Genomic DNA, 18,823 nt, shown 5'->3' with positions numbered 1-18,823 from the left:
ACGAAGCCCGACACTTCGATCGCGGGGTTCTGGCAGCCGGAATTCCGAACGTCAATCCGACGGACCGGAGTCGTTCGCTTTATCGAACGCTTGTTGCCCGGACAGCGCATGGTCGACGGCGCGCACGAGGCTGCCCAGGGCCTGGCGGCGCTCCCCGTCGAGATGGGTGTCGGCGGCCCGGGCCACGGCCTCGGCGAAGTCGGTCCAGGCCTCCAGCGTCTCCAGCCGCGCCTGCGGCCGGTCGCTGAGCCCGGGCTGGGCCGATTCGCGGCCCGGCATGGTCTCGAAGAAATACCCGACCGGCACGCCGAGCACGCGCGCGACCACGTCGAGGTCGGTGGCGCTCAGGCGATTGGCGCCCTTCAGGTATTTGCCGAGCTGCGAGAGCGAGACGTCGAGCGGGGAGGCGAGAGCCTCCCGGCTCAGGCCGGCGCGCAGGCGCCGCTCCTCGATCAGTCCGCCGATATGGACGTCGCGGTGATCCGCAGGTTTCCCGGCCATCTCATCGGCTCGCAGGTCTGCCCGCGCGTCGCGCCGCGGCATGGAAGACGACGCGGTGATTGTTGATTCCCGATCGTTGCAATCGCGTAAATGCCCGCGTTTTCGGCGAACGCTTCATTCGTCATAGCGGATGGCGGCGCCGACGGCGGCGCGCGGGGCGGGCCCATACCCGGCCTTAACGACTGGGCGGGAAGACTAGGCAGCGTGCCGCCCGGAGCCGATCCGCCCAACGATGCCGTCCCTGCCGGATATCGCGACCCTGCGCCTGTGCAGCTCGCTCGCCACCAGCGCCCTCGCGGCAGTGTTCCTGGTGCCGTGGGCCGGCCGCCGCGACGAGACGCACTGGCCGTGCCGGGCGGCGGGGGCGGCCGCCTACGCAGCGATCCTCGCTGGCTTCGCGGCCTCCACCCACCACCTCGTCACGGCCCGGCTGCCCTCGCCGCGCGACCTGGCGGTCCGGCTCGGCGGCGACGGGTTCGCGATCGCGCCCCGCGAGGTGCCGGGCCTGCCCGCCTGGACGGCGAGCCTCGGCGTGGCGTTGAGCCGGCCGGACGACCGGACGCTGGCGGACACGATGGCGCGGGCGGACGGCGCCCTCTACCGCGCCAAGGCGACCGGTCGCGACAGGGCCGGGTGAGGATCGTCATGGTGAGAATCGTCATGGTGAGAATCGTCTTGGCGCATCCCGCTCTCCTCCCCCGTCCGTCCGCGTCCCGGCGGTCCTGAGCGATGCTCTCGACCACCGAGATCTGCCTGCGCCTCGGCGCGGCCGTGCTCGCCGGGGGGCTGGTCGGCATCAACCGCGAGATGCATTCGAAGCCGGTGGGCGTGCGCACGCTCGGCCTCGTCGCCCTCGGCGCGGCCTTGGTGACCCTGGCGGGGTCCGGCTTCTCCGGCGACGAGACCGACGCGAATGCCAGCCGGGCGATCCAGGGCACGATCACCGGAATCGGCTTCCTCGGCGCCGGCGTGATCGTGAAGCGCGAGGGCGGCGGCCGGGTGCACGGCCTCACCACCGCGGCGGCGATCTGGGTGACGGCGGCCCTCGGCATCGTCTGCGGCCTCGGCGCCTATCGTCCGCTGGCGCTCGGCACGGGCTTCCTCCTCGCCACCCTCATGCTCGGCGGCGTCATCGACCGGGCCATCGATGCGCGGCGGAGGCGGGACGGGGTGGAGGAACGAGCGGCAGACCACGATTGACGCATCCCGTGCGCGGCCGGGATCGCCCCGCGGGCGGCCGACGTCAGGCCGCGGCCGGCGCCTCCGTGGACATCGTCAGGACGAGGGAGGCCTCCAGCACGCGCCGGCCCGACGCGTCCCGTACCGCGGCGCGGCAGCGCGCCTCTCCGATCCGTGATTCGGCGTTCATCATGTCTGTGAGCACAGCGCGAACGTAGTCGCGCGCCGCGTTCAGATCAGGCAATTCGACCCCTACGTCGTCGAAGACCACGATGCCATCGAACCTGTCGACGTAGTAGCAGGGCATTGAGTCAACCTTCGGCGAGTGTCCGCTATATGACTCTACCGACCACGCGGAGAAAGGTTCCCGACGCTGCGGAAGGTAACTGGGTCGACCGGCCGGGCGCCGACGACCGCGGCCGGACCGGCGCCGACGGTCAGCCGCGGGGCTGCTGCAGGTTCAGGCTCAGGTCGATCAGCTCGCGCTGTACCTGCCGGTCGACGTCGCTCGGCGCATCTCCGGCGATCGACACGACGATGCGCTGGCGGGCCGCTTCCAGGAAGGCCTCGGCCTCCGCGCGGTCGCCCCTGAGATACAGCGATCCGAGCTTCTTCTCGCGCCAGACGACGGAGATGATGAACTCGCCCGGCGCGACTTCCTCCAAATCGACTTGGAGCGTGGCTCCTTGGAGCGTTGTTCCCGAAAGGGAAGGGCCGTCGTGCACCATGATGGCGAGAGCAACAAGCTTGAGAGAATCGGCCGGGACCGGCACCGCTTCGCTGCCCATAGCGCGAAATCGCGCCGCCGGGTACCGCGATCTCACGGTGCGATGACCGGATCCCTGTCCGCCGGTTCCGGCCCCCTCGCGACAAAAAGGAAGCCGCTCTCTCGAGCGGCTTCAGTCGGGGAGGAAACGCCCTAGGAGGGCAGCAGCGCCGCGGGCCAGCCGCGATGCTGCAATGCACCAACTCATGTTGCATCGCATCGTTCCGTCCGGACCGGCGCTTTCGCCGCACGGAGCTTGACCGTCCGTACCCTCCGTCCGGAGGGAGGCGGGCGGTCGTCGTGCCGCAGGGCGCCTGCAGTCCCGCTCCGAACTTCGCAGCGCGGCAAGCGTAGTCCCGCCATAGCCGTCCTCCCGAGCCTCGAGTCCGTTCTCGATCGGGGGGCGACGGCCGGCCCCATATGCCAGAGCTAAGGAGCGAGCAGCATGAGCTACGACACCGACATTCCCCCGCACCTCTCGGCGCAGCGCGCCGACCCGCCGGCCCCGGTCGACGCGCCGAAGCCCAACACGGCGATGCTCAAGGGCGACATCGATTCCGGCCGCAGCGGCGACAAGGTCGAGGTGTTCGATCCCGGCATGGCGATGCTCGGGACCTGCGAGGAGGCGGGCGGCAACGCCCTCTCGCCGAAGGACATCGCCCGGGCCCGCTTGGCCGAGATCAAGGAAAGGTGGCGCCTGTCCCCGCGCAAGCCGGGCTACGCGCACGACCGGGCCGACCCGACCCTGGCCCTGTATCTCGGCTTCATCGGCGTCGCGGGCGTCGGCCTCTCGGCGGCGATCTGGCTCGCCCGGGCCGGCTTGTGAAAAAAGTGCGCGGCCCCGTCTCGACGGCGCGGCCCGCCCGGTGAGGGCGGCGCGGATCGGGGCGGGGCGGCGTCAGGCCCGACGGGAGGCCAGGGCCGCCCGGAACGGCGCCGCCACCAGATTGAACAGCGCGCCGACCGTCAGGACGAGGATGACGGAGAGGAGAGCGCCGAAGATGCCGATGAAACGCATGGTGCCGCCTCGCTGGAAGGGTTCGGGCCGCGTCGCCGGCGGCCGTGTCGGGAGACACGAGGCGCCGCAAACAAGGCGGGAGTGAGGACTCGGGGCCACGCTCAAGCTCGAAACGCGAGGGTTGCGACCGTCGGCCTCAGGGACTGACACCGGCGGGTCGCCGATTGCCGTGAGAGGTGGTTCGCAGTGAGCGACCCGGGAGGCCGAACGGTGCCTCTCCCGCGATCGCGCCGCCGGACCATCGCCGTGACACGCAGAACGCCCGCCGGAGGGTTAGGACCTCGGCGGGCGCGCTGTCATCGGGGATTGGGGAATCCGCTGCTGTCCTGGAAACGTGCGGCCGGCCGACGGGTTCCGGGCCCGGAACGTAACAGCTGAGATGCGCAATCCTCGCTGGTGTCGCGAGGAGACGGGCTCGCTCGCCGCGACGTCCCATCGCACCGGAGACCAGGGGTCACGGACCAGCAGTCATGGGTGATCGGATCATGGGCTATTGTCGACCGCGAGGAAGGGCTGGAGCGCATCGCCCTGGGACCCACTCTCTCGCGACATGAGAAGCATTGATACCGGCTTCGGCCGGGCTAAGGCCGATCCGATTGTCCAAGTCACCGTATGATCGATCGCCGCATGATAGATCGGGGGCGGCCGCATTCATTTGCAGACCGGGAAGCCATTCGAGTCGAGATGTCCACGCCGGACCTCGCTATGGCCCGTCACTGGATTTCTCCAGGTTATGGCAGTGCAACCCCTATAACTGACCTGCTCCAAACCCTGTCCCGATAGATCGTTGCTCACGACAGGGGCGAATAGTGTATATATTGATGCGAGCATCAATGCGAGCAGCATCATTTTCCAGTTGGCGCCAATCGATAAAATCGTTCGATGGACCATCGAGATCGCCTTGCAGCAGAGCAATGACATTAGTCTGGGCGCGACTGAAGCTTTGTCGCGCGTAAGGCTCCCGGACGATCCAGCGAGGATTCCAGCCTGTCGCGAAAATAAGTGGGACTTTTTCCCACGTCAAGCTGGTGCGTCGAGACCCGGTGTGCGGCACCATCCGGCCAGTGTCGGATTTTCATGGGTGCCCGAGGCCCGCTTCATCGGCGGCTCGCTCTTTGATCGGCGCTCGACCTGCTGCACCCAGAGTTCGATGTCCGCGTGGGTGGGCGGCGGCTCCGCGAGCCCGCTCGCCGGGATCCTCGCCCCTGGTCCACCCGGCTTCCTCGACGTCAGACCCGCAGCGGGGCAGGAGGCGGGCGTGGGCCCGCTCGGCAGGACCGGGGTCTTGGCGCGGAGGCTCCCCGTCCTGGCCGCCTTCCCGGTCCATGGATGGGCATGAAAGGTCGCAGCTCGGCCGGGACGACCTGCCGGACATATCACGTGCCGTGCCTGACTCGCAGGACGTCGTTCATTGCGCCCATGGTCCGCTCGCACCAGCCGTTTGCATCACCGGCGATGCGCAAGGCACTGATTTCAGCGGAGTGTCAGCCCGAACCAGGGCTCAAGAAGGCGTGGCGTCCCCGGCAGGGCTCGAACCTGCGACCCCAGGTTTCGTACCACTTCGGCTTTCGCCGCCGCCGCGAGGCGTTCGTGGTCTGGACTATCCCTTCACCGTAGTCCCGCAAGATGCCTTGCCGGAGCCCTTAGGTGCCGCCCGTCTAGTCTCTACACCTTCCCGGCCTGGCGGGCCGGGCTTGGCTCGGGATCGGCGTGAGCCGCGAGAGGGCTCGACGCTTTCCCCGACTTTGAGCGGATCCGCCGCGCGGTTTCCCGGCGCGACGCCCAATTCGGTTTAGGAAACCTGTGCTCTGTCCAGCTGAGCTACGGAGACCCACGGCGAGCCTCTTACCATCCCGGCCCGTTTCCGCCAACCTCGCCGTGGGCGAGGCGGCCGGATCTCCACCACGGGCTTTTGCAGCATGAGAGGACCGATCGCGGCGGGTTTCGGCCTCGCGCTCCTCGCCGGGGCCGGGGCGGCGGAGGCGGCGGCACCGCGCGGGCGCGAGCCGCCGGCCTGCCGCGGGCGCATCGCCGGGCAGGACCGGATCGAGGATGTCGCCGCGCGGGGCGAGCTCGTCCTCGCCTCCGGCCGGCGGGCGCGCCTCGACGGCCTGCGCTGGCCCGACGACCCGGCGGCGGCGGAGGCCGCGCGGTCCTGGCTCGCCGGGCTCGCCGGCCGGGCGCTCGCCACGCGGGAGGCGCCGGAGCCGGATCGCTGGGGCCGAATCATCCTGGACGCCGCCACCGGGGATGCGGCCCCGATCGACCTCGCCGGCGGGCTCGTGGCGGCGGGCCTCGTCCAGGTCGATGCCGGGGAGGGCGACAGCCTGTGCCGTCCCGGCCTGCTGGCGCTCGAGGACGCGGCCCGCCGCGCCGGGCACGGGCTCTGGGCCGGGGCGCCGCCGGTGCCGACCGAGGAGGTGGCGCGACTCAGGGAGAGGGCGGGCCGGTTCGCGGTGGTGGAGGGGCGGGTGCGCAACGTGGGCGAGCGCGAGCGCCGGACCTACCTCAACTTCGCCCCTTTCGGCACGGAAGGTGTTACGGTCACGGTGTCGAAACGCACTTGGCGGATCATGCTCGAACGTGGTTTCTCTTCCTCAGCGCTTCGGGGGCGGCGCGTGCGGGCTCGCGGCATCGTCGAGCTGTGGCGCGGGCCGACCCTGGATATCGGCGCGGCCGAGATGATCGAGTTGCTGGACGAGGAGCAGGCGCCGCGGCGCTGATCGTCATGGGGTGGTCTTTCACGCGAACACAGCCGGCCCGGCGCCGGGCGGCCGTCCTGCCCGCAGCGGCGCTCGCCCTGCTCGTCGGCGCCTGCACGGCCGACCAGACCGGCGCTCTGGCGCCGGTGGCGGCCGTCGTGCCGCCCGAGGCGCCGCGCACCACCGGGCGCGACCGGCCGGCGAACGACGCCGACCACGCCAAGCTCGTCGCCTCCTTCGGCGGCGAGTACAAGGCGCCGTCGGCGCTCCGCCTTGTCAGCGACGTCACCGACCGCCTGGTCAAGGCGACCGAGCGGCCGGACGAGACCTACGCGGTGACGCTGCTCGATTCGCCGGTGGTCAACGCCTTCGCGCTGCCGACCGGCCGCCTCTACGTCACCCGGGGGCTGCTCGCGCTCGCCGACGACACCTCGGAACTCGCCGCGGTGCTCGCGCACGAGATCGCCCACGTGACCCTGCGCCACGCCAGCGCCCGCACCGAGATGGCGCTCCGCTCCGAGCTCGTCAGCAAGGTCGTGGCCGACGTGCTCAACGACCCGGCGACCGGCGCCCTGCTGCAGGACCAGTCCCGCTTCGTGCTGGCCCGCTTCTCGCGCACGCAGGAATTCGAGGCCGACCAGACCGGGGTGCGCACCCTGGCCCGCGCCGGCTACGACCCGTTCGGCGCCGCGCGCTTCCTCACCGCGCTCAACCGCACCACGGCGCTCCGCGCCGGGGCCGGGCTCGCCTCCGAGCCCGACATGCTGGCGACCCACCCGAGCACGCCCGAGCGCATCACCCAGGTGACGCAGGCCGCGCGCCGCATCGGCGCGCCCGGCCTCGGCGTCGACGACCGCAACCGCTACCTCGCGGCGATCGACGGCATCGCCTACGGCGACAACCCGGCCGACGGGCTGATCCGCGGCCGCCGCTTCATCCATCCGCGCCTCGGCGTCGCCTTCGAGGCGCCGGAGGGGTTCGGGCTCGACAACACCGCCCGCGCGGTCCTCGGCACCACTCCCGACGGCAACCGCCGCCTGCTGTTCGACGCCGTCGAGACCAATGCCGGCCAGGGCCTCGAGGAGGTGCTGAAGGCGACCTGGAACGACGCGATCGAGACCGGCAGCTTCGAGAACCGGATGCTGAACGGCTTCCCGGCGGTCACCGCGGTCTCGAAGGGCAAGGAGTGGTTCTTCCGCCTCGCCGCGGTGCGGGTCGGCACCAACACCTTCCGGATGATCATGGCGGCCAAGGGCAATGCCGATCCCGAACCGGCCTTCGGCCGCTGGCTGTCGAGCATCGCCCTGGTCACGCCCGAGGAGGCGCGCAGCCTCAAGCCCCTGCGCATCCAGATCGTCACCGCCGCGCCAGGCGACACCCCCGAGAGCCTGGCCCAGCGCATGACCGCGGTGGATCGGCCGCTCGAGCGCTTCCAGGTCCTCAACGGGCTCGACAAGGGCGTGCCGCTGCGGGCGGGCCAGCCCTACAAGCTGGTGGTGGAGTAGGGGAGGCGGCGCGGCCCGATTCCCCTGCCGCCCCGCTTCTCAACCCGGACCGACCGTGCTATCTGGGCAGCCGCCGCGGGTGTAGCTCAATGGTAGAGCAGCAGCCTTCCAAGCTGAATACGAGGGTTCGATTCCCTTCACCCGCTCCACTTCCCCCTGAGCCTTTTCCTGAAGCCTCAGCAGGCGCTTAGCTCCCGCGTAGCTTCGGCTCGTGTCGAAAACCCTGCGATACAACATCGATACAACACGCGGCGCAGGCTGCTGTGCCCGTGCGATTCATGGGGATAGCGCGACACTCGAGGCGTTAGAGGCATGCCTTCTAAGGTGTTTTCTTAGCCATTAGCTTGGCCTTTTCGAGCACCCTGGCGGTGGCTAGATGCGCACGGGCGGTGGCCGCCGGCACATAGGGCTTGTCGCCCTTGCGCTAGGGACCACGTGGGCTGGTTGCAATCCGACCTGGGTCGACGTGCTCGGCCAAGGCGAGCAAGCGGGCTGCGACGCCCGCCGCATCCTCCTGGCCCGTCAACACGAGGCCGCGCCCCAGCGCCACCATCAGCCCCTCGTAGCCGGCACAGATCTGGCGGCCCAGGTGGAACATCGAGACCCGCGGCTCGGGCCCGTGCACGCGCTCAACAGGCTCAGCACGTTGTGCGCCAGAACGGCAGACGCAAACCCCAGAAGCGCCGCCCGCGGGCGACCCAGGCGACCGGCCTCGCTGTGCGGCACCCGTTCCAGACGCAGGAACAGCCCCTCGACCCGCCAACGTGGCCAATACACCTGCGCGATCTGCGCCGCGCTGACGCTCGGGGGCAAGTTGCTCCACAGCCAGATCGTCTGGTCGCCCTGCGTCGTCGGCGTCGTCAGGCCGAGGGCGATGCGCCGCCAGGAGACCTCGCTCCCCTCCAGGGTGATGCTCTGCTCGCGCAGCGTGCCGGTCTCGCAGGAGCCGCACGCCTGCCAGCCCTCCTGTGCCTTCAGGCGGGGATGGTTGAGGTGCTCACGGTGGCTGTCCGCCGCGACCAGCCCCTCCAGCCAGGTCCGGACACAGAAGTGCCGGTCCGCGACCCAGACCTGGCCAGGCGTGGCGGCGTCCGGGAGATCCCGGGCCAGCGTCCGCTCGTCGGCATAGGCATCTTCGCCCGCCACCAGGTCGACGGCCAGGCCGGTATCGGGATCGTAGACCACCAGGGTCTGCCCCGGCAGGGCTGCGCCGCGATGTGCGCGCAGAGGCTACAGGCGCTTCTCGCTGCCGGGCAGATGGTTGCCGTCCAGCACGCGCAGGGCAAAACCCGGCAGGCTCGGATGGCCGGTGCCCGCCGCGGTCATCACCGGGGCCAACCGGGCCGCGCTGCCGCGCACGAGGGCGCGCAGGAGGTCGGGCTCGGTGCGGTTGACCTTCTCTGAGAGGGCAGGAAGTAAGACCGTCAGATCCTCGGCTTCGCGCGCCGCCAAATGCAGGGAGGAGCGCAGGCCGAGCGCGACGAGCATCATCAGCCGACAACGGTGGGGAACGGCAACTCCCGCGTGTATTGCCGCTGACTGTGCTGCTCGAACACCTCGTCGACCCAGCGGGCTGGCAGCGCGAGCTCCAGGGCCGTGCGGGCCATCAGGCTCGTCGGCGCATGCCTCTCGAACCGTTCGATGACAGCAGACCGGAGCGGGTCTGGTCCTTGCAATGCTTCAATCGTCGCAAAGATATAGTTACAAGCACTGCACTTTAGAAGGCACGCGCCTTGGACGGACTACTGGATTCGCAGGGAGATCCCCGTGGGGCAGCGGTCCCTCGTCTAGCGCGAGAGCCTGCGGGGGCGGGTGCCGGAGACCCGGCACAGACTGCTCTCGGCGTTTCTCACGTCGTCGCTGGTGACGAGGGCGCTGCCGAGTATCTGGCGCCCTTCGACGGGCCTATTGCCCTCGCTAATGAACCACATATTAACCATCCTGGCGGAGGTCCCGATGGTTATCATGACATGCGAAGGCATCCGCGATAGGGTTATCGAATATGGATGGATTTTCCTCCTTCGCATGGGGCGTGTCGCCCCTGCGTGGGAGCTTTGACGTCGCGGAACATGGATCGCGCCGGGAGCGGTACCCGGTCGGCGACTTCGTCTGGACTGACCTGAGCGAGGCGGAGCGCGCCCATCTCCGCCGGTTCGCGCGACGCAGACGAGCGTGACGAGGGATACTGCGCCCTGGGAGACGCGGGCCTCAGCGTGCCTGGCGAACCCGGCGAGCCTGTCGAGGATGGGGACCTGCGCCTCCTGCTGGAATACATGTCGTCTGCGCGCCTCATCGACGTCCCGACTGACGAGGGCGACTGGTACGTACATCCTCGGTCTCGCGACCCCGACTGAGGAATCGCAAGACCGTCTCGGGCGCCTGTACGCGTTGGCCACCGCCATCGACGATGACGAGGCCTTCGACGAGGACGAGCGGTCGGAGCGCATCGTGGAGTGGCCGCGGCAGTGTGCTCGGCTCCGGGCGCTCGGGCGGCTGGGCTATCTCGACCCGGAAGGGCCGGCGCGGCCGGCCCTTATGCGGTGGGCCGAGGAGGGCAGTCCGATTCCGGTTGTGGGCAACGGGAGCGCGCAACTCGACCTCAAGGGGGAGTAGCTCCCCTACACCGTGCCATTGGCACGGATAAACCATCGTGCGCGATTCCACCGGTTGGATGTCCGACCCCGTGCCAAGTGCACGGACAAACCCTCCTTCACTTCCGCGGCAACTACCGCGAACCCCCGCGCCAGGAACACGGATTCCAGGGCTCTGCAGGGCCCATGGTCACTCCGTGGAGCCGCCCTCGGGAAACGTGGTTTGGATCGCGCTGCCCACCGGGAGGCCCTGCGGCGCGGTCGAAAACGAACAACCTACAAGTTCGACCGATATGAACTCCTCAGGCGGTTCCGAGAAGATCCAGGATAGTGCGCCGGTCGGCGACCACACCCGGGTCCTCGCGGTGGCGCGGATAGGGCCGGTCGCAAGGGATGTCGGCCCGGATGCGGGCCGGTCGGTCCGAGAAAACCAGGATGCGCTGGGCGAGCATCAGGGCCTCCTCGACGTCGTGGGTGACGAGCAGCGCGGTGAAGCCCTTGTCCTGCCACAGCCGCACCAGTTCGGCCTGCATCGTCAGGCGGGTCAGCGAATCGAGCTTGCCGAGCGGCTCGTCGAGGAGAAGCAGCGGCGGCGCGTTGACGAGGGCACGGGCCAGCGCCACCCGCTGCGCCATGCCGCCCGAGAGCTGGTGCGGAAAGGCGTCGCCGAAGCCCGACAGCCCGACGAGGGCCAGCGCCTCCTCCACCCTGTCGCGTTCCGCCCGGGCGCGCCCGCGGGCCTCCGGCCCGACCGCGACGTTGCCCAGAACGCTGCGCCAGGGATAGAGCGTCGGGTCTTGAAACACGAGGCCGCGGGAGGGATGGGGGCCCTGCAACGGGGCGCCGTCGACACTGATCCGACCTTCGTTGGGCGGCTCGAGCCCGGCGACGAGGCGCAGCAGCGTCGACTTCCCGCAGCCCGACGGCCCGAGCAGGGCCACGAAGGCGCCGGATTCGACGTCGAACGACACGCCGTCGAGGACCGGGAGTGGCGCCTTCTTCAGTGCGAAGGCGTGGTGCACGTCGCGCAGCGCGAGGGCGGCGCCGCGGGCGGGAGCCTTCGCAGGGACGAAAGAGGGCGCTTCGGAGCGTGCGATCAGGCCGGCTACCATTGGACGAGGCCCTTCTGCCAGGACAGGAGACGGTCGCGCAGCCGGAACAGCAGGGTGATCAGGCCCGAGCAGGCGAGCGCCATCACGGCGAGCGCCGCGTACATGTTGGCGTAGGCCGCCCAGCCTTGCGCCCATTGCAGGTACCAGCCGAGACCCGCCTTCACGCCGAGCATCTCGGCGACCACCAGCACCGCGAAGGAGCTGCCGAGCCCCATGAACAGCCCGACGAAGACGTGCGGCAGGGCCGCCGGGATCGCCACGCGGAGGATCAGGAATCCCTCGCGGGCCCCCAGCGTCCGGGCGACGTCGTAATACGCCTTGTTGACCCCGGCGATGCCCGACCAGGTCAGCACGGTGACGGGAAAGCCGGTGGCGAGCGCGACGAGGAAGGTCGAGGCCGAGCCGCTCGACGGAAAGACGAAGAAGGCGAGGGGCAGCCAGGCGGTGGCCGGGAGCGGGCCGACGAAGCGCAGAACCGGATGCACCCAGTAGCCGACGCTCCGCGACCAGCCGACCGCGACGCCGAGGGTGAAGCCGGCGAGCGCCCCGAGGACGTAGCCCCCGGCCAGCAGCCGCAGGGAATGCCAGACGCTGTCGGCGAGCCGCGCGTAATCCTCGACGAAGACCTCCAGGATCGCCTGGGGCGGCGGGAAGAACGGCATCGGCAGCCAGGCGCGCTTGGCCGTCGCCACCTCCCAGAGACCCAGCAGGGCGGCGAGCACGATCAGCCAGGGCGACCAGCCCTGGATCCGCCGGGCGAGGCCGGTCTCGCCCGGGCGCAGGAAGCCCGCCGCCAGGACGACGGCCCCGAACCCGGCGAGGCCGATGGCAAGCTCGCGGGTGAGGCCGAAATCCCCGAGGTCGGGCGGCAGGGCGACGAGGGCGGAGAGCCCGATCCAGGCGGCGGAGGCCGCGACCGAAGCCGGGGCGGGAAGGAAGGCGGGGCGCCGGACGGCGCCCTCCGCCCGGGGAAGCGCGATGTCGCTCATGGATGCCGCCTCAGCTCAGGACGTCGGCGTAGACGCGCTCGGCGAATTGCTTCGCGTCGGTGCGGGCACGGATCACCTTCACGGTCTTCAGCTCGTCGATATAGGCGGCGATCTGCTGCTTCAGCTCCGCCCCGAGGGGGTGGTGGTGATGGGTGTGGCTGCGCAGCATCGCGGCGAGCTCGTCCACCGAGCCCTTGCCGCCGTAGCCGGCATAGACCTTGGCGGCGTAATCGGGATCGTGCGCGACCCGGGTGCCGGCCTCGAGCAGCGCCCGGGTGAGGGACGCCGCCACCGGGCGCTCGTCGCGCACCAGCGAGCCGCGCAGCGCGAGGATGCAGCAGGTCCGGTCGTGGTACTCGGCCGAGAGATTGTTGGCGATTTCGGTCAGGCGGGTGTCCTTCGCCCACAGGAAGGTGCGCGGATCGCCGTCGGCGAGCGCCTGGGCTTCGCCCTTCTCGACCGCGAGGTTGAGGAGATCGAGGGGATAGACCCGCCACTCGACCTCGCGCTCGGGATCGATGCCGCGCTTGGCGAGAAGCAGGCTGAAGAAGTTCTTGGCCGGCGAGGCTTGGTCGCTCACCGCGATCACCTTGCCCTTCAGCGATTCCAGGCTCGTCGCTCCGGCCGACCTCGCGCCGAGCAGCCGCATGCAGCCGCCGTGGATGCCCGCCGTGACCTTGACGTCGAAGCCCTGCTCCAGGGGCTTCAGCCAGCGCAGGGCCATGCCGATGCCGGCATCCGCCTTGCCGGTCGCGATCGCCTCCAGCAGCTGCTCGGTCGAGCCGCCGAAATTGACGAATTCGACGTCGAGCCCGTACCGGGCGAACACCCCGCTCTCCTTGGCGACGGGGGCGGCGGCGGTGCAGATCGCCGAGGCGTTCCAGGCGAGCTTGATCGGGCGCGGGGCGCCGATGGCGGCCGGCCCCTCGGCCGCGACCCGGCAGATCGGCGCGCCGGCGAGGTCCGGCACCGGCAGGAGCCCGGCCGAGGAGGGCGAGCCGACGAGGCCGAGCGGCGCGGCAAGACCGAGGGTGCCGGCGCGGGCGAGGAAGCGGCGGCGGGTGTGGGAGAGGGGAGGGAGCGTCATCGTCCGGGGGCTTGTCGGGGAGGCTTCGGCGGGGGTGAGACCGTCAGGCGGCTTGCGCGGGTGCGTCGGGCGCGCGGTGATCGAGCGTGCCGCGCACGGTCTGCGGCGAGCGCAGGAGGTTGAGGATCGGGCAGGCGCGATCGACCTCGGCCTCGAGGCGGGCCACCGCCTCGCGGGAGGCCGGCGAGACGATCCGCACGGTGTAGGCCAGATCGTGCGGGCTCACCGGCACCGCCTCGTAGCCGGGCCGGCCGGCCCGGGCATCGAGCTGCCCGCTCACCGTGACGTCCACCGCGTCGAGGGGCACGCCGAGGCGAGCGGCCTGGATCAGGTAGGAATGGGCGAGGCAGCTGCCGAGGATGCCGAGCTGCAGCTCCGGCGAGCCGGGGCCGAGGTCGTAGCCGGCGAAGTCCGGCGGGGAATCGGTGACGACCTGATGGTCGCGGATCCGGATCCGGCGCACGCCGCTGCGGCCCTCGACGCTGACCTGCGCGGAGAGCGGAACCGCCCCCAGGCTCCCGCCCTCGATCCGCCTCTCCCGCGCCGCCACGGCCGCGCGCTTCTCCACCAAGTATTCGTTAAGCGACGTCATGCCGACCTCATGCGTGCAGCGCGCGGCTGCCGTTCGCGCCAGATCTGTTGCGAGGCGGTAATTGTGTCTTTGCTGGTGGTGGACGTCAACGAAACGAGATTATTTTATATTTGAATTTCTAGAAACAAGTATTCGAAGCGCGGCGGGAGGACAGGTAAATTCTTCTCCCCGGGCCGCGTCCGCCATGTGAATGGGCAGACCCTCGCGCCAAGGCCTTTGCGAGGCGGTGGTGCCACCTCGTGCTGCCGTTCCGAGACGGACAGCCCTGAGCACGCGGACCGCGTCCGGCAACGACGGTGCCGACCGGATCGCCGCCCGATCCAGGCCCCCCGGGTCTCCTCGTAGCGCTCCACCGCCCGCCGGTAGAGGTCCGCCTTGCTGCCGAAGGCGGCGTAGAGGCTCGGAGGGGCGATCCCGATCGCCTTCGCCAGATCCCGATCGAGACCCCCTCGTAGCCGTGGCGCCAGAACAGCAGCATCGCGGTGTCGATCGCGGCGTCCCGGTCGAAACTCCACGGCCGCCCGCCGCGCGCTCTCGCATCCTGTTTCATAGCGATTACCGAGAAGGGTCAGGGCCACCGCGGCGTTCTCGCATCGTCGTCGCCGGGATGGCCGTCGGCATCGCGGGCGTGGCACTGACGCGGGGGGCCGTGCCCGCGAGCGCCGCTTCCGCAAGCCGATGACGATGTCCGATTCACCGGACGAGCCTTCGGCGGCGTGAGCCGGTAGGAAGTGCCTAGGGCCGTTCGACCGCCGATGCGATCTCGTCCGCCCGATCCTGCGACAGGTAGCGCTCGCCGCCATCGGCGAAGATCGCGACGATCGTTCGCCCGGCATGCTCCCGGCGTCCGGCGAGCACGGACGCGGCGTGCAGGACCGCACCGGAGGAGGGCCCGGCGAACAGGCCCTCCTCGCGGGCGAGCGCTCGTGCCGCCGCCCGTGCCTCGCGGGTCTCGCACGGGATGAAGGCGTCGACGACGCCCGCGTCGAAATTCGCCGGCAGCAGGCTCGCCTCGACTCCAGTCACGCGGTGCACGCCCTCGACGGTGTCGACCTGCGGATGCTCGCGCGTCGGGACCGACCCGGGTGCCGGCTCGACCGCCACCACCGTCACGCCCGGCTTGCGCGCCTTGAGGAAGCGGCCGGTGCCCGAGATCGTGCCGCCGGTCCCGATCGCCGCGACCAGGATGTCGACGGCACCGTCCGTGTCGCGCCAGATCTCGGGGCCGGTCGTGTCGTGATGGATGCGGGGATTGGCCGGGTTGGCGCGCTGGTCGGTGTAGAAGGCGTCGGGATTGTCGCGCCGCACGCGGTCGATGATCGCGTCGACCCCGCCGGGTGCCAGGAACTCCGCATCGTCGATCAGAACGGTCGCGGCGCCGTAGCGGTGGATGATCGCGACCTTCTCAAGGCTTGTCGAGGCGCGCAGGTAGAACTTCGCCCGGTAGCCCCGGGCCGCGGCGAGCGCCGCGAGGCCGATCCCGGTATTGCCGCTGGTGAGGTCGACGAGGAGTTGCCCCGGTACCAGCCGGCCCTCGGCCTCGGCGGCGCGGATAATGCCCCAGGCGGTGCGGTCCTTGATGCTGCCCGCCGGGTTCAGTGCCTCGACCTTGGCCAGGATGCGGGCCCGAAGGCCCCGCCGCTCGCAAAAGCGCCGCAGCTCGAGGAGCGGCGTGTCGCCGATGAGGGCGCCGAAATGGTCGCGCGGATCGTCCATGATCTCTCCTTGGACCTCTCCTTGTCGTGCCTCGCGCCCGGAATCTTCGGACCGCTTCTCGCCTCGGCGACCACCGGTCCGGGCAGCGGGCCGGATCACGCCGCCGCCCAGCCGAGCCTGGGCGCGACGAGGGACGCGACATCGGCGAGGATCTGGCGATAGTCGGCGGCCGCGAAGTTGTAGGGCAGCTCCACCCGCAGGGTGTCGGCGAAGGGGAGGATCGGGTCCGCGCGCAGCCGCTCGACCAGCTCGGCCGCGGGGCCGACGAGGTCGGGCGCGAACAGGGTGCGGCGCTCGCCCTTCGCCTGCCCTCCTTGCGGGGCGAGGGTGCGGGCATGGCGGCCGGCAGCGAAGGCCCGGTACCGCTCGCGCGTCGCGGCGTCGGCGCCGTCGGTCGGCAGGATCACCCGGCCGACCGCGATCCGGGGAGCGCCCGCGCCGCGCCAATGCGCCCGGAAGGTCGCGACATGACGGGCCTGTACGTCGAGGAAGTCGTCGGCCTCCTCCGCGATGTTGATGTTGCCGACGAGAAGATGGAAGCCGTTCTCGGCCGCCCAGCGCACCGAGTGCAGGGATCCGGCGCCGTACCACAGCCGCTGGCGCAAGCCCGGCGCGTAGGGCCGCAGGCGGGGCCGGTGGCTGCCGGCGGCCGAGGTGATGCGGGTATCCGGCTCGCCGAGCCAGTCGCCGTCGAGGTTGGCGGCAAGGCGCCCGACGCGGCCGTGCGAGACATCGACTGCCGTGGGCTCGCCGTCGTGGAAACGCTCGCCGAGGAGGCTCCCATGCGGCGGCGGTCCGGCGCTGAGACCGACCTCGAGCCGGCCTCCGGACAGGACGTCGACGAGGGACAGGTCCTCGGCCAGCCGAAAAGGATTCTCGTAGCCCATCTGGATCACCGCGACGCCGAGCCCGATGCGCCGCGTGCGCTGCGTCGCGGCGGCCAGGAACGTCGCCGCCGAGGAGATCCCGGGCTCGAGGTGGCGCTGCCGCACCCAGGCGCCGTCGAAGCCGAGCGCTTCGCCTTCGGCGAGGAGCGCGAGGGTCTCCTCGAGCCCTGTGCGCGGATCGGCATCGTCGTAATTGCCTGGTACCAGGAAGGCGAGGCGCGGCACGGCGAGGGGCGCCATCGCGTCAGTACTTCGGCAGGCCGGGCGGGTTGGTCTCGGAGCGCGGCAGCGCCTCCTCCTCCAGGCCCCACCGCGCCAGGGCCTGGCGATACGTCCCGTTCGCGATCAGGCCGTTCGTGGCCTGCGTCAGCGCATCGACGAGGCCGCTGCCCTTTCGGGTCGCGATCGCCACGTCGGATGTGAGCGGCCAGCCGGCGCTGAGCGTGCCGACCCGCCGGATGTCCCGGTCGCGGGCTGCCACGAAGACGAGCTGTGCGTGAGGCTGCACGACCGCGTCGGCCCGGCCCGATCGCAGGGCGACGAGGCGTTCCGCCTCGTCGTCGAAGAGCTGCAGGTCGATGGGCTTGAGGCCCGCCGCGACATTCTGCCGGCTCCACTCGACCAGGATGCGCTCCTGGTTGGTGCCGCCGCCGACGCTGATCGTCAGACCCGCCGCGTCCTTCGGCTCGCGGATCTGGTCGATCTTGCTGTCGGTGCGCACGAAGAAGCCGTGCAGGCCCTGCCGGTAGGTCGAGAAGTCGAATTTCTCCTTGCGCTGCTCGGTGACGCCGACATTCGAGATCACGGCGTCGTAGCGGCCCGATGCGAGGCCGAGCGGCCAGTCGGCCCAGGCCACCGGGACGAGGGCGAGCTTGAGGCCGAGGCTGTCGGCGACGAGCTGGGCGAAGTCGGGATCCGCGCCGACCACGGTCTTCGCATCGGTCGCGTAGGTGCCGAGCGGTGGCGAGCCGGGGTGGATCGCCACCGTCAGGGTCCCCGGCGCGACGAACCGGTATCCCTTGGGGATCCGGGCGATCGCCGCCGGGTCGGCCTCGGCGCGGATCCGCCCCGGCTGCTCGGGGCCAAGGTCGAAAGGGGTGTTCTGCGCCGCAGCGGGCAGGATCGCGCCGGCGCAGGCCGCGCCGACGAGGAGCGACAGGAACCGGCGCCGCACGCGCAGGGAGAGGCTCTTGGGGAGGCTCATGGGGGATCTCCGGCTCTCAAGCCCGCGGCAGGCCGGGCGGGTTGGTGCGCGATTCCTCGATCGCCTCGGCCGAGAGGTTCCAGCGCGCGAGCGCCTTGGCGTAATTGCCGTTGCGGATCTGGGTGTTGATCGCGTGCGTGATGCCCTCCGCGAGGCCCGCCCCCTTCCGGGTCGTCACGGCGATCTCGGCCGCCACCGGCCAGCCGCCGCTGAAGTTGCCGGCGAGCCGCGTCTTGCCCTCGCGGGCCGCCTTGAAGCTCAGAAGGGCGTTGGGGCCGAGATAGGCGTCGGCACGGCCCGATTCGAGGGCGAGATAGAGCACCACGTCGTCGTCGTAATACTGCACCTCGATCGGCTTGAGGCCGGCCTTCACGTTCTGGTCGTTCCAGCGCAGCAGGATCTGCTCCTGGTTGGTGCCCGATCCGACGATGACCTTGAGCCCGGCCACGTCCTTCGGCTCGCGGATGACGAGGGGATTGCCCGCCTTGACGTAGAAGCCGAGCAGGTCCTTGCGGTAGGTCGAGAAGTCGAACTTCTCCTTGCGCTGCTCGGTGACGGTGACGTTCGAGATCACCGCGTCGAACCGGCCCGAGGCGAGCCCCAGGGGCCAGTCGGCCCAGGAGGTCGGGACGATCTCGAGCCGGCGGCCGAGCGCGTCGGCGACGAGCTGGGCGAGGTCGATCTCGGCGCCGATCACCGTCTTGGTGTCGCTGGCATAGCCCGCGAAAGGGAGACGCCCGGTGTTGTTGCCGACCGTGAACACGCCGTCATGGGCGAACCTTGCGTCCTTGGCGATCAGCCGGATCGCCTCCTCGTCGCGCGGGGCGCGGACGCGGCCGGGCTGCTCGGGGGAGAGGTCGACAGCCTGCGCGAAGGCACGGCCGGAGAGGAGGGCGGAGGCGGCAGCGAGAAGGGCGAGCGAGTCGCGACGGGTCGGCACGGGACGAGGTCCTTCGGGGGAGGGGGCGAGGGGA

General features: G+C 70.6%; 17 protein-coding genes, 1 tRNA gene and 2 pseudogenes. 7 read left to right on the top strand and 13 right to left on the bottom strand.

Features of this window, described 5'->3' with window-relative positions:
- Positions 1 to 51 precede the first annotated feature (51 nt).
- Positions 52 to 501, bottom strand: coding sequence for a helix-turn-helix transcriptional regulator (locus DK412_RS29665; RefSeq protein WP_109974931.1), 450 nt, complete (start codon positions 499 to 501; stop codon positions 52 to 54).
- Positions 502 to 733: 232 nt separating this feature from the next.
- Between DK412_RS29665 and DK412_RS29660 the strand changes: the two genes are divergently transcribed.
- Positions 734 to 1,138: a diguanylate cyclase gene (locus DK412_RS29660; RefSeq protein WP_109974930.1), complete on the top strand. Its 405-nt coding sequence runs from the start codon at positions 734 to 736 to the stop codon at positions 1,136 to 1,138.
- Positions 1,139 to 1,230: 92 nt separating this feature from the next.
- On the top strand, positions 1,231 to 1,701 hold the full coding sequence (locus DK412_RS29655) for an MgtC/SapB family protein (RefSeq protein WP_109974929.1): 471 nt from the start codon (positions 1,231 to 1,233) through the stop codon (positions 1,699 to 1,701).
- A 43-nt stretch (positions 1,702 to 1,744) separates the two neighbouring features.
- Here the strand turns inward: DK412_RS29655 and DK412_RS29650 are convergent, their stop codons facing one another.
- Entirely contained in the window at positions 1,745 to 1,987 is a 243-nt protein-coding gene (locus DK412_RS29650; protein ID WP_109974928.1) for a hypothetical protein, read from the bottom strand.
- 130 nt (positions 1,988 to 2,117) lie between these two features.
- Entirely contained in the window at positions 2,118 to 2,468 is a 351-nt protein-coding gene (locus DK412_RS30480; protein ID WP_162596347.1) for a hypothetical protein, read from the bottom strand.
- A gap of 423 nt (positions 2,469 to 2,891) precedes the next feature.
- Here DK412_RS30480 and DK412_RS29640 point away from each other — a divergent pair, with 423 nt between their 5' ends.
- The 4 genes from DK412_RS29640 (at position 2,892) to DK412_RS29620 (ending at position 7,820) form a co-directional block, all read left to right on the top strand.
- Positions 2,892 to 3,272: a hypothetical protein gene (locus DK412_RS29640; protein WP_109974926.1), complete on the top strand. Its 381-nt coding sequence runs from the start codon at positions 2,892 to 2,894 to the stop codon at positions 3,270 to 3,272.
- Between the two features lie 2,111 nt (positions 3,273 to 5,383).
- Positions 5,384 to 6,187 (top strand): DNA-binding protein, encoded by an 804-nt coding sequence (locus DK412_RS29630; RefSeq protein ID WP_109974924.1) that lies wholly within the window; start codon positions 5,384 to 5,386, stop codon positions 6,185 to 6,187.
- A 5-nt stretch (positions 6,188 to 6,192) separates the two neighbouring features.
- Entirely contained in the window at positions 6,193 to 7,671 is a 1,479-nt protein-coding gene (locus DK412_RS29625; RefSeq protein WP_109974923.1) for a M48 family metalloprotease, read from the top strand.
- A gap of 75 nt (positions 7,672 to 7,746) precedes the next feature.
- A tRNA-Gly gene (locus DK412_RS29620) sits at positions 7,747 to 7,820 on the top strand.
- Between the two features lie 170 nt (positions 7,821 to 7,990).
- Here the strand turns inward: DK412_RS29620 and DK412_RS29615 are convergent.
- A pseudogene (locus tag DK412_RS29615) lies at positions 7,991 to 9,278 on the bottom strand (transposase).
- Positions 9,279 to 10,059: 781 nt separating this feature from the next.
- Between DK412_RS29615 and DK412_RS29605 the strand changes: the two are divergent.
- Positions 10,060 to 10,284 (top strand): hypothetical protein, encoded by a 225-nt coding sequence (locus DK412_RS29605; protein WP_109974921.1) that lies wholly within the window; start codon positions 10,060 to 10,062, stop codon positions 10,282 to 10,284.
- A 280-nt stretch (positions 10,285 to 10,564) separates the two neighbouring features.
- Here DK412_RS29605 and DK412_RS29600 read toward each other — a convergent pair whose 3' ends face one another.
- The 9 genes and pseudogenes from DK412_RS29600 to DK412_RS29560 all read right to left on the bottom strand — a co-directional run bounded on the left by DK412_RS29600 (position 10,565) and on the right by DK412_RS29560 (position 18,789).
- Positions 10,565 to 11,374, bottom strand: coding sequence for an ABC transporter ATP-binding protein (locus DK412_RS29600; RefSeq protein WP_109974920.1), 810 nt, complete (start codon positions 11,372 to 11,374; stop codon positions 10,565 to 10,567).
- Positions 11,368 to 12,363: an ABC transporter permease subunit gene (locus DK412_RS29595; protein WP_109974919.1), complete on the bottom strand. Its 996-nt coding sequence runs from the start codon at positions 12,361 to 12,363 to the stop codon at positions 11,368 to 11,370. The genes DK412_RS29600 and DK412_RS29595 overlap by 7 nt, the downstream gene beginning before the upstream one ends.
- Before the next feature lie 10 nt (positions 12,364 to 12,373).
- Positions 12,374 to 13,450: an ABC transporter substrate-binding protein gene (locus DK412_RS29590; protein WP_109974918.1), complete on the bottom strand. Its 1,077-nt coding sequence runs from the start codon at positions 13,448 to 13,450 to the stop codon at positions 12,374 to 12,376.
- Positions 13,451 to 13,493: 43 nt separating this feature from the next.
- A complete protein-coding gene (locus DK412_RS29585; RefSeq protein WP_109974917.1) occupies positions 13,494 to 14,042 on the bottom strand; it encodes an OsmC family protein in 549 nt (182 codons plus the stop codon).
- Positions 14,043 to 14,309: 267 nt separating this feature from the next.
- Positions 14,310 to 14,592: pseudogene (locus tag DK412_RS31285) on the bottom strand (helix-turn-helix domain-containing protein); the annotation flags it as partial.
- A gap of 185 nt (positions 14,593 to 14,777) precedes the next feature.
- On the bottom strand, positions 14,778 to 15,758 hold the full coding sequence (locus DK412_RS29575) for a cysteine synthase family protein (RefSeq protein WP_109974916.1): 981 nt from the start codon (positions 15,756 to 15,758) through the stop codon (positions 14,778 to 14,780).
- Between the two features lie 95 nt (positions 15,759 to 15,853).
- A complete protein-coding gene (locus DK412_RS29570) occupies positions 15,854 to 16,885 on the bottom strand; it encodes an LLM class flavin-dependent oxidoreductase (RefSeq protein ID WP_109974915.1) in 1,032 nt (343 codons plus the stop codon).
- 4 nt (positions 16,886 to 16,889) lie between these two features.
- Entirely contained in the window at positions 16,890 to 17,849 is a 960-nt protein-coding gene (locus DK412_RS29565; RefSeq protein ID WP_109974914.1) for an ABC transporter substrate-binding protein, read from the bottom strand.
- A gap of 16 nt (positions 17,850 to 17,865) precedes the next feature.
- Positions 17,866 to 18,789: an ABC transporter substrate-binding protein gene (locus tag DK412_RS29560; RefSeq protein ID WP_109974913.1), complete on the bottom strand. Its 924-nt coding sequence runs from the start codon at positions 18,787 to 18,789 to the stop codon at positions 17,866 to 17,868.
- Between the last annotated feature and the right edge of the window lie 34 nt (positions 18,790 to 18,823).

Origin of the sequence: Methylobacterium sp. 17Sr1-1, from assembly GCF_003173775.1 — a bacterium.
In the GTDB taxonomy this organism is placed as follows: Bacteria; Pseudomonadota; Alphaproteobacteria; order Rhizobiales; family Beijerinckiaceae; genus Methylobacterium.
Note: the sequence above shows the minus strand (reverse complement) of the source record. Positions and strands in the feature narration are given on the sequence as shown.